Origin of the sequence: Parabacteroides sp. 52 (assembly GCF_010500925.1) — a bacterium.
GTDB lineage: Bacteria > Bacteroidota > Bacteroidia > Bacteroidales > Tannerellaceae > QVMG01.
Window position 1 is genome coordinate 1 of sequence record NZ_QVMG01000033.1, and the last position, 9,406, is coordinate 9,406.

Here is a 9,406-nt window from a genome sequence, read left to right on the forward strand (position 1 = left end):
GAGATAGCTTTTTGCTCTTCCTCTTGGACTTGAACCAAGGACCCTCTGATTAACAGTCAGATGCTCTAACCAACTGAGCTAAGGAAGAATGTTTTACATTTCAAGGATCTCACCTGACCCTTTCTCAAAATGCAGTGCGAAAGTACAAGCTATTTTCGAATTATGCAATATCTTTGCGAAAAAAAAAGAGAAATGAATATTATAGGATTAGGAAACGCATTGGTAGATATTCTTTTGAAACTGGACTCGGACAAGGTATTGCCCGAGGTGGGCATTCAAAAGGGAGCGATGGATATGATTAGTGAAGAACAGATGATCGCTATTCGCAAGGCACAGGAAAATCTGGAGAGAAGTCAGACTCCCGGAGGTTCCGCCTGTAATACCATGCGGGCATTATCATGCCTGGGGGCTTCTACTGGTTTTATAGGAAAGATAGGCACGGATGAAGTAGGAGCCTATTACGAAGAGGCCGTGCGCCATGCCGGTGTGGCTCCCTATTTCATCCAGACCGAAGGGGTTTCGGGCAGTTGTACCGTGTTGATCTCTCCGGACGGAGAACGCACGATGGGTACTTTCCTGGGGCCTGCCGCCACCATTTCTGCCGATGAGATACAAGAGGAATACCTCCAACAATATGATTGTCTCTATATCGAAGGCTATCTGATCGTCAACGAACCGCTGATGCGGGGAACAATGGAAAAAGCCAAACGACTGGGCTTGCAAATAGCTTTAGACCTTTCCAATTTCAATATCGTAAATGCATTCAAAGGATTATTGGAGGATATCATACCGAAATATGTAGATATTCTTTTCTGCAATGAAAGCGAAGCAGAGGCTTTCACCGGCTTGCAAGCCAAGGAGGCCGCATTGGCATTGGCTCAAATCGTGGACACGGCGATTGTCACGATTGGCAAAGAAGGAGCTATAGTTGCGCATGGCGAAACACTTCTTCGTGTAGACGCCGAAGGGGGCAAACCGATTGATACCACCGGTGCCGGCGATCATTTCGCCGCCGGTTTCCTTTATGGACAGACAGTCGGTGCCAGCCTGGAGCAGTCTGCCCGTATCGGGTCCTTATTAGCAGGTTATGTGATAGACGTGATAGGCCCTGAAATACCCGCACAATACTGGGAACAAATAAAGTTAAAAGTAGAAGATATATTAGTCTAAAAGACACAATAATATATACTTTTACATCTTCAATTCAGAAATCAAGTAGTAGATATTGGATATGCAACAAAAAATAAGAATCAGTCTTTTCTCTTTTGTTTTTCTTCTGGGTATAATTCTGCCGGGACAGGCACAAGAAAAAACGAAAGACAGCCGTTTTGAAGTAAGCAAGAACCTGGAGATCATCAACACCCTGGTAAAAGAAGTGGAGATGTTCTACGTAGATACATTGGATATAGAGAAAACAGTGCGTCGCGGCATTCATTCAATGCTCTCCGGACTCGATCCGTATACGGAATACATTCCGGAAGAAGAGATGGAGAAATTGCAGATGATCACTACCGGTGAATATGGCGGTATGGGATCTATCATCCGCCAACGGGATAAAGACGGTGGAGTTATTATTGCCGAACCTTACGAAGGCATGCCAGCTGCTTTAGCAGGCTTAAAGGCCGGAGATCATATCCTGGCGGTAGACACAGTGGATGTATCCCAAGCAACAAGCGAAACCGTAAGTCAATTACTCAAAGGGGTACCGAATACGAAGATGACCCTTACCATACAACGTCCGGGAGAAAAGAAACCACAAAAGATAGAGATTGTCCGCAAACAGATCGTGATGAACCAGGTCGTTTATTACGGAGTGCGCGAAAAGGGTGTCGGTTATATTCAACTGAGTGGTTTCACCGATAAAAGTGCACAGGAAGTCAAAAACGCCTTAGAGGATTTAAAAAAACAGGGCGTCACCTCTCTTATCCTGGATTTGCGTAATAACGGAGGAGGTATCCTGGAGGGAGCTGTGCAGATCGTCAGCCTGTTTGTACCCAAAGGCCTGGAAGTGATTTCTACCAAAGGCAAGATCCGCCAATGGGATCGTACCTACCGTACTTCAGTGGAGCCGATAGACACTGTAATGCCTATGGCCGTACTGATTAATGGCATCTCTGCTTCTTCGGCAGAGATTGTAGCCGGGGCCTTGCAGGATCTGGATCGTGCCGTATTGGTAGGACAACGCTCCTACGGAAAAGGCCTGGTGCAGGTATCCCGTGATCTTCCGTACGAAGGAAAGTTAAAGGTGACAATGAGTAAATATTATATCCCCAGTGGCCGTTGCATCCAACAGTTGGACTATACACACCGGAAAGCCGATGGCTCTGTGGCCGCCATTCCGGACAGCCTGACTTCCGTTTTTTATACGGCACAGGGTCGCCCGGTACGTGACGGCGGAGGGGTTCGCCCCGACTTTGAGGTGGAAGAACCGGAGATGCCTACCATGTTGTATTACCTGGTTAATGATAATTCCTTTTTTGACTTTGCCACAAACTGGGCACAAAAACACAAAACAATACCTCCGGTAGAAGAATTCGCCATCACAGACGAGGATTTTGAATCGCTCAAAGATTATATGAAAGAGAAGAATTTCACCTATGACCAGCAGAGTGTGAAAGTATTGAAACAATTGAAAGAGATAGCCGAGTTCGAAGGTTACCTGGCAGAAGACTCTACCATATTCCATACGTTGGAGGCCAAGTTGACACCAGATCTGGAACGTGACTTTGATCGTTTCAAACCCCAGGTAAAAAAGGTGTTGGCGGCAGAGATTGTAAAAAGATATTATTACCAAAGAGGCGAGATGATAGAAAGCCTGAAAGGGGATAAAGTCTTGGAAAAAGCCATAGAAGTATTATCCGACAAAGAGGTCTATACAAAGACTCTCAGTGCCCCGGAAGACAATCAAGAAACAGCTTATCGCTTGGATAAGCTGGATTGATACTAGGTTGCTTATATAAACAAAAGATTTCTTCAGCCTTCTTCTATCTGCGACTCCACCTCTTTCACCTTACGGAAGAGGTCGGAGGCAAAAATAAAGTCGTTCAAGGCTTTGTTCGTCGAGTTGATCACATCGTCTTTGGTCCCCTCCCATTCTTTTTTCCCTTCCTGAATAAAGAGGATCTTGTCACCGATATTCATCACGGAGTTCATATCGTGGGTGTTGATAATAGTCGTCATATTGTATTCCGCCGTAATGTCGTGGATCAAATCATCTATAAGCAAGGAGGTTTTGGGATCCAGACCGGAGTTCGGTTCATCACAAAACAGGTATTTCGGCTGCAAGGAAATAGCACGGGCAATGGCAGCCCTTTTCATCATTCCCCCACTGATCTCTGAAGGATAGAGGTGCTCCGCCTCCTGTAGGTTCACCCGCTCCAGGCAGAAGATCGCACGTTTTTCCCGCTCTTTATACGATTCTTTGGAGAACATATTTAAAGGGAACATGACATTTTCGAGTACGGTCATGCTGTCGAAAAGGGCAGAACCCTGAAACAACATACCCATTTCCCGGCGTAAATGATTGAGCTCCGGTTTACCCATAGAAGTCAGATCCCGCCCGTCGTAAAGTATTTGTCCCGAATCAGGCGACATCAACCCGATAATATTTTTGATCAAAACGGTTTTACCCGAACCACTTCGGCCAATGATCAGGTTCGTCTTACCCTCTTCAAAGACGGAATCAATGTCGTTCAACACAATACGACCGTCAAAGGATTTGATGATATGTTTTACTTCTACCATTTTATGTCAACATTATTTGGGTTAAGATTACGTCGGCCAATAGGATCATCACACTGCTCATAACGACAGCATTGGTGCTGGCCTTCCCTACTTCCAAGGCGCCTCCCCGGGCATTATAGCCGAAATAAGAAGCTATTGATGCAATGATAAACGCATAAATCACCGATTTAATAATGGAGTACCAGATATAGAACGAGTTGTACCAGTATTGCAAACCAAACTCAAAGTCGGTCGGCGACATACCATCGACTACATAACTGGCAAAGACCCCACCGAGAATACCCGTAAACATACTGAAGATCACCAACACGGGAATAAACAACATCAGCCCCACAATCTTCGGTAAGATCAGGTAATTGGCCGAGTTGACCCCCATGATTTCCATCGCATCGATCTGCTCGGTCACCCGCATGGTACCAATCTCCGACGCAATATTACTGCCCACCTTACCGGCTAGAATCAAAGCCATGATAGAGGATGAAAATTCAAGTACGACAATCTCTCGTGTCATATATCCGATGGTGAACTTCGGAATCAAGGGAGACTGGATATTCAAGGATACTTGTATGGCGATAACCGTACCGATAAAAACCGATATAATAACTACGATCCACAGGGAGTCGACGCCTAATTTATAAATCTCCTTGACCAACTGCTTAAAAAACATACTCCACCGGTCGGGGATAGAAATGCTTTTTCTCATCAGAAGTGCGTATTCTCCTAATTGGTGTAATGCTTTGTTCATTCTTTTTTACCTTAAAGTAGTAAATCAAGGGACAAAGATAGTGAAATTAACGATTAGTGATTAACGATTAGTGATTAGTGGTTAGTGATTAGTGATAGGGGGATCGATGATCGTTTAGAGGAAGGGAGGATATAAAGCCATTTTTAATGCTTTTTGGGGAGAGAATCTTATTGCCGATGCCCTTCGGCAATATTGCCGATGCTGTTCAGCAATATTGTCGATGCTGTTCAGCGATATTGCCGATGCGCATCGGCAACAGAATTCCCCGAAGAAAATCGTGACAATGTTCCTCGTTCATCCTTCTTTTAAACCACCTCCGATCCCCCCCCTATCACTCACCACCAATCACTCACCACTCATCACTAATCGTTAATCACTAATCGTTAATCGTTAATCGTTAATTTCACTATCTTTGCCCCACTAAATAATAAATGATCAAAGGATATGCAGAAACCATCTATCCCCAAAGGAACCCGGGACTTTACGCCCGAAGAAATGGCGAAACGTAATTATATTTTCAATACCATCCGGGATGTGTATCATCTCTATGGTTTTCAACAGATAGAAACTCCGGCTATGGAGAACCTCTCTACTTTGATGGGGAAATACGGGGAAGAAGGAGACAAACTCCTGTTTAAGATATTAAACTCGGGGGATTACTTTTCAGGTATTTCCGAGGAAGAATTGAAAGAAAAGAACCCTGTCAGACTGGCTGCCAAGCTTTGTGAAAAAGGCTTGCGTTACGACTTGACGGTTCCTTTTGCCCGCTTTGTAGTGCAACACCGCAATGAGATCAGTTTCCCTTTCAAACGCTATCAGATTCAACCGGTCTGGAGGGCCGATCGTCCTCAAAAAGGACGTTACCGGGAGTTTTTCCAATGCGATGCGGATGTGGTAGGCTCGGATTCATTGATTAATGAGGTGGAATTGATCCAAATAATGGATGAGGTTTTTCACCGCTTCGGTATCCGTGTGGCCATCAAGATGAATAACCGGAAGATCCTGACCGGTATTGCCGAGATCATAGGCGAGGCCGATAAGATTGTGGATATTACGGTCGCCATTGACAAACTGGATAAGATCGGATTGGAGAATGTCAACCAGGAACTTCGGAACAAAGGATTGACAGAGGAGGCGATCGAACGCCTGCAACCCATTATCATGCTTCAGGGCACGAATGAAGAGAAAATACATATCCTGGAACAAACACTGGCAGAGTCTGAAACAGGGATAAAAGGTGTAGAAGAAATGGATTTCATCCTGGACCGCCTGCAACACACCCCTCTCCGGGCCGCCTTGGAACTGGATCTGACCTTGGCCCGCGGCTTAAACTATTATACAGGAGCTATCTTTGAGGTAAAAGCTTTGGATGTGCAGATTGGCAGTATAACCGGAGGGGGACGTTACGACAACCTGACCGGAGTATTTGGCATGGAGGGCATTTCAGGCGTCGGCATCTCTTTTGGAGCCGATCGGATTTTCGATGTATTGAACCAGTTGGAGTTATATCCTGCCGATTCGTTATTGACTACGCAGGTGTTGTTTGTCAATTTCGGAGAAAAAGAAGAAACGTATTTATTGCCCTTGATCTCCCGCGTGCGTGCCGCCGGTATCCGCGTCGAGTTATACCCGGAAGCCGCCAAGATGAAAAAACAAATGAGTTATGCGGATGGAAAGAAAATCCCGTATGTGGCTCTTGTGGGAGAAACGGAGATGAACGAAAGCAAAATCAATCTGAAAAATATGTCGACAGGCGAACAGAAACTCGTCACCCTGGAAGAATTCATACAACTTATTTAATCTTGTCACATAGATACAGAAGAACTGTCAGTCCGTCTGACAAGCTGTCGCTCTTGTCCTGCTAAAATCGTTTTGGCATGAAATTCGCTATTAGTTTACGTGAACAAGTAAAAATACATAATAACATTATTAACGAATAAAAATATCAAGATCATGAACATTAAACCATTAGCAGACAGAGTATTGGTTAAACCAGCAGCTGCAGAAGAGAAAACAGTCGGAGGAATTATCATCCCGGATTCAGCCAAAGAAAAACCCTTGAAAGGGGAAGTGGTTGCCGTAGGAAATGGCACAAAAGAAGAAGATATGATAGTGAAACCAGGTGACAATGTGTTATATGGTAAATATGCCGGAACAGAAATTGAACTGGAAGGGGAACAATATTTGATCATGCGTCAATCGGATATTTTAGCTATTATCTAAATAGCCCTACCAAGCTTTCCTGAGGGAGGCTTACAAGAAAATCAAACAGAGAATAATAAAATAAGACATAAAACCCCATGCCTCGCTACGGGTTCTCCCCCTTTAGGAGGAGTTAGAGGAGGCTCTTGAAACAATGGCTAAAGAAATTAAATTTAATATGGAAGCCCGCGACCTATTGAAACAAGGCGTGGATGAATTGGCTAATGCAGTAAAAATAACTCTCGGCCCCAAAGGTCGTAATGTGATCATCGAAAAGAAATTCGGTGCTCCGCATATCACAAAAGACGGTGTGACCGTTGCCAAAGAAGTAGAAGTTGAATGTCCGTTCGCAAATATGGGCGCTCAATTGGTGAAAGAAGTAGCTTCTAAAACAAATGACAACGCCGGAGACGGTACGACAACTGCTACCGTATTGGCTCAATCCATTATCGGTGTAGGTTTGAAGAACGTCACTGCAGGTGCCAATCCTATGGATTTGAAACGGGGTATCGACAAGGCAGTAGAAAAAGTGGTTGAAAATATTGCTTCTCAAGCAGAAGCCGTAGGGGATAGCCTGGACAAAATTGAAAACGTAGCTAAAATATCTGCTAACGGAGACGAAAGCATCGGTAAACTGATTGCCGAAGCTATGAAGAAAGTGAAAAAAGAAGGTGTTATCACTGTAGAAGAAGCAAAAGGAACGGATACTACCGTTGAAGTAGTAGAAGGTATGCAATTCGACCGCGGATACATCTCTCCTTATTTCGTGACAGATACGGAAAAAATGGAAGCACAGATGGAAAATCCGTATATCCTGATCTACGATAAAAAGATCTCTGTGTTAAAAGAACTGCTTCCTATTCTTGAACAGACCGTACAAACAGGCCGTCCGATGTTAATCATCGCCGAAGATATCGACAGCGAAGCCTTGGCTACCTTGGTAGTAAACCGCCTGCGTGGTTCATTGAAGATATGTGCAGTGAAAGCTCCTGGATTTGGAGATCGCCGCAAAGCGATGTTGGAAGATATCGCCATCCTGACAGGGGGTACAGTTATCTCAGAAGAAACTGGTCTGAAACTGGAAGGAACCACCATGGAAATGTTGGGAACTGCTGAAAAAGTAGTAGTAAACAAAGACAATACAACCATTGTAAATGGTTCAGGCGATAAAGACGCTATCCAGGGTCGTATCGCACAGATCAAAGCACAGATCGAAACAACTACTTCAGATTACGATAAAGAAAAATTACAGGAACGTCTGGCTAAAATGGCAGGTGGTGTGGCTGTTCTTTACGTAGGTGCTCCTTCTGAAGTGGAAATGAAAGAAAAGAAAGACCGTGTGGATGATGCCTTGAGTGCAACACGTGCAGCTATCGAAGAAGGTACAGTTCCTGGAGGTGGTGTGGCGTATATCCGTGCCATTGCTGCCCTGGAAGGACTCAAAGGTGAAAACGAAGATGAGACTACAGGTATCGAGATCATCAAACGTGCCATCGAAGAGCCTATGCGCCAGATCGTCGCAAACGCAGGCAAAGAAGGTGCCGTTGTCGTTCAGAAAGTAAAAGAAGGCAAAGGTGACTTTGGATACAATGCACGCAAAGATGTATACGAAAACTTATGCCAAACAGGTGTAATCGATCCGGCTAAGGTGGTTCGTATCGCCTTGGAAAATGCAGCTTCTATCGCCGGCATGTTCCTGACTACCGAATGTGTGATTGCAGACAAAAAAGAAGAAGCACCGGCTATGCCTATGAACCCAGGTATGGGTGGCGGCATGGGTGGAATGATGTAATATACGTTTCGCTTTTGAACGGGAGAAAGTTTCTTCCCTACACTATAAAAATGAAGGTATCCCTGATCGGATACCTTTATTTTTTTATACCAAAACAATAAGGAAAAGAAAAAAACAACTACATTTGCACCCGTAACCAAGAGCGGTTACACGCAAATTAAATGTTTGCCCAGGTGGCGGAATTGGTAGACGCGCTCGTTTCAGGTGCGAGTGGTTAATAGCCGTGCAGGTTCGAGTCCTGTTCTGGGCACATAAAGAGGTTATTCGGGGATTCCCGGGTAACCTCTTTTTTTAGTCCTTATCGTGGGCTGTTCGGATCCTTCGATCTTGATCAACCTGGGTTGAGGCTGACCCAAGAGAAGGGAGATCACAAACGAAAGTTGGGGAAGAAGCAATGGGAAGGGATTCCAAGAAAATGAAAAAAAGGGCGAAATAAAAAAAGAGACTATTCTTTTATCAGAATAATCTCTTCTTTGGTTGTTGGTCGGGATGAGACGACTCGAACGTCCGACCTCCACGTCCCGAACGTGGCGCGCTACCAACTGTGCTACATCCCGTTTCCTCAATACGGATGCAAAGTTACGAATATTTTTAAACCTTCAAATAATTTTTCTCTTTTTTTCATTCGTTTTCTTTTCAAATGATTTGTCTCATCAAAATCTTTTCCTATCTTTGCACCCGTATTGAAAAAATGGTGCCATAGCTCAGTTGGTAGAGCAAAGGACTGAAAATCCTTGTGTCCCCGGTTCGATTCCTGGTGGCACCACTTTTAAAAGACTTCAAATTTGGTAAATCCCTGAAAATAAAACATTTCAGGGATTTTCTTTTTCCAAGAAATCCTCCATTTTTAGCAAAATCAGGCAGTTCCTGGAAAATCCTCTCCTCGTTGACCCCTGTTCGCCAATCAAAACTGATCCTCTCTG

At 44.4% G+C, this 9,406-nt stretch carries 7 protein-coding genes and 4 tRNA genes; 7 read left to right on the plus strand and 4 right to left on the minus strand.

The features are described 5' to 3' along the window. Positions 1–14 precede the first annotated feature (14 nt). A tRNA-Asn gene (locus D0T51_RS11770) sits at positions 15–88 on the minus strand. Positions 89–192: 104 nt separating this feature from the next. Here D0T51_RS11770 and D0T51_RS11775 point away from each other — a divergent pair. Together D0T51_RS11775 and D0T51_RS11780 are read left to right on the plus strand one after the other, a co-directional pair. After that, positions 193–1,170, plus strand: a complete 978-nt coding sequence (locus D0T51_RS11775) for an adenosine kinase (RefSeq protein ID WP_163729538.1) — start codon at positions 193–195, stop codon at positions 1,168–1,170. Between the two features lie 61 nt (positions 1,171–1,231). After that, positions 1,232–2,941 (plus strand): S41 family peptidase, encoded by a 1,710-nt coding sequence (locus D0T51_RS11780; protein ID WP_163729540.1) that lies wholly within the window; start codon positions 1,232–1,234, stop codon positions 2,939–2,941. A gap of 32 nt (positions 2,942–2,973) precedes the next feature. On the opposite strand, the gene D0T51_RS11785 is transcribed toward D0T51_RS11780, so the two are convergent. Both D0T51_RS11785 and D0T51_RS11790 read right to left on the minus strand, forming a co-directional pair. Then, positions 2,974–3,744: an ABC transporter ATP-binding protein gene (locus D0T51_RS11785; protein WP_163729542.1), complete on the minus strand. Its 771-nt coding sequence runs from the start codon at positions 3,742–3,744 to the stop codon at positions 2,974–2,976. Position 3,745: 1 nt separating this feature from the next. Beyond that, positions 3,746–4,489: an ABC transporter permease gene (locus tag D0T51_RS11790; protein WP_163729544.1), complete on the minus strand. Its 744-nt coding sequence runs from the start codon at positions 4,487–4,489 to the stop codon at positions 3,746–3,748. Positions 4,490–4,933: 444 nt separating this feature from the next. On the opposite strand from D0T51_RS11790, the gene hisS reads away from it, so the two are divergent. The 4 genes from hisS (at position 4,934) to D0T51_RS11810 (ending at position 8,733) form a co-directional block, all read left to right on the plus strand. Then, positions 4,934–6,289 (plus strand): histidine--tRNA ligase, encoded by a 1,356-nt coding sequence (gene hisS, locus D0T51_RS11795; RefSeq protein ID WP_163729546.1) that lies wholly within the window; start codon positions 4,934–4,936, stop codon positions 6,287–6,289. A gap of 153 nt (positions 6,290–6,442) precedes the next feature. Beyond that, the gene (locus D0T51_RS11800) at positions 6,443–6,712 is read left to right on the plus strand and encodes a co-chaperone GroES (RefSeq protein WP_163729548.1); all 270 of its coding nucleotides are present in this window, start codon (positions 6,443–6,445) and stop codon (positions 6,710–6,712) included. Positions 6,713–6,845: 133 nt separating this feature from the next. Continuing rightward, positions 6,846–8,483: a chaperonin GroEL gene (groL, locus tag D0T51_RS11805; protein ID WP_163729549.1), complete on the plus strand. Its 1,638-nt coding sequence runs from the start codon at positions 6,846–6,848 to the stop codon at positions 8,481–8,483. Between the two features lie 167 nt (positions 8,484–8,650). Continuing rightward, a tRNA-Leu gene (locus tag D0T51_RS11810) sits at positions 8,651–8,733 on the plus strand. A gap of 231 nt (positions 8,734–8,964) precedes the next feature. On the opposite strand, the gene D0T51_RS11815 is transcribed toward D0T51_RS11810, so the two are convergent. Continuing rightward, positions 8,965–9,040, minus strand: a tRNA-Pro gene (locus D0T51_RS11815). 136 nt (positions 9,041–9,176) lie between these two features. On the opposite strand from D0T51_RS11815, the gene D0T51_RS11820 reads away from it, so the two are divergent. Beyond that, positions 9,177–9,249: transfer RNA gene (locus tag D0T51_RS11820), tRNA-Phe, on the plus strand. Positions 9,250–9,406 lie beyond the last annotated feature (157 nt).

Excerpts from the sequence above, each read along its gene's own strand:
- hisS (WP_163729546.1), top strand. The coding sequence starts at position 4,934 with ATGCAGAAACCATCTATCCCCAAAGGAACCCGGGACTTTACGCCCGAA.
- D0T51_RS11780 (WP_163729540.1), top strand. The coding sequence starts at position 1,232 with ATGCAACAAAAAATAAGAATCAGTCTTTTCTCTTTTGTTTTTCTTCTG.
- D0T51_RS11790 (WP_163729544.1), bottom strand. The coding sequence starts at position 4,489 with ATGAACAAAGCATTACACCAATTAGGAGAATACGCACTTCTGATGAGA.
- D0T51_RS11785 (WP_163729542.1), bottom strand. The coding sequence starts at position 3,744 with ATGGTAGAAGTAAAACATATCATCAAATCCTTTGACGGTCGTATTGTG.
- D0T51_RS11800 (WP_163729548.1), top strand. The coding sequence starts at position 6,443 with ATGAACATTAAACCATTAGCAGACAGAGTATTGGTTAAACCAGCAGCT.
- D0T51_RS11775 (WP_163729538.1), top strand. The coding sequence starts at position 193 with ATGAATATTATAGGATTAGGAAACGCATTGGTAGATATTCTTTTGAAA.
- groL (WP_163729549.1), top strand. The coding sequence starts at position 6,846 with ATGGCTAAAGAAATTAAATTTAATATGGAAGCCCGCGACCTATTGAAA.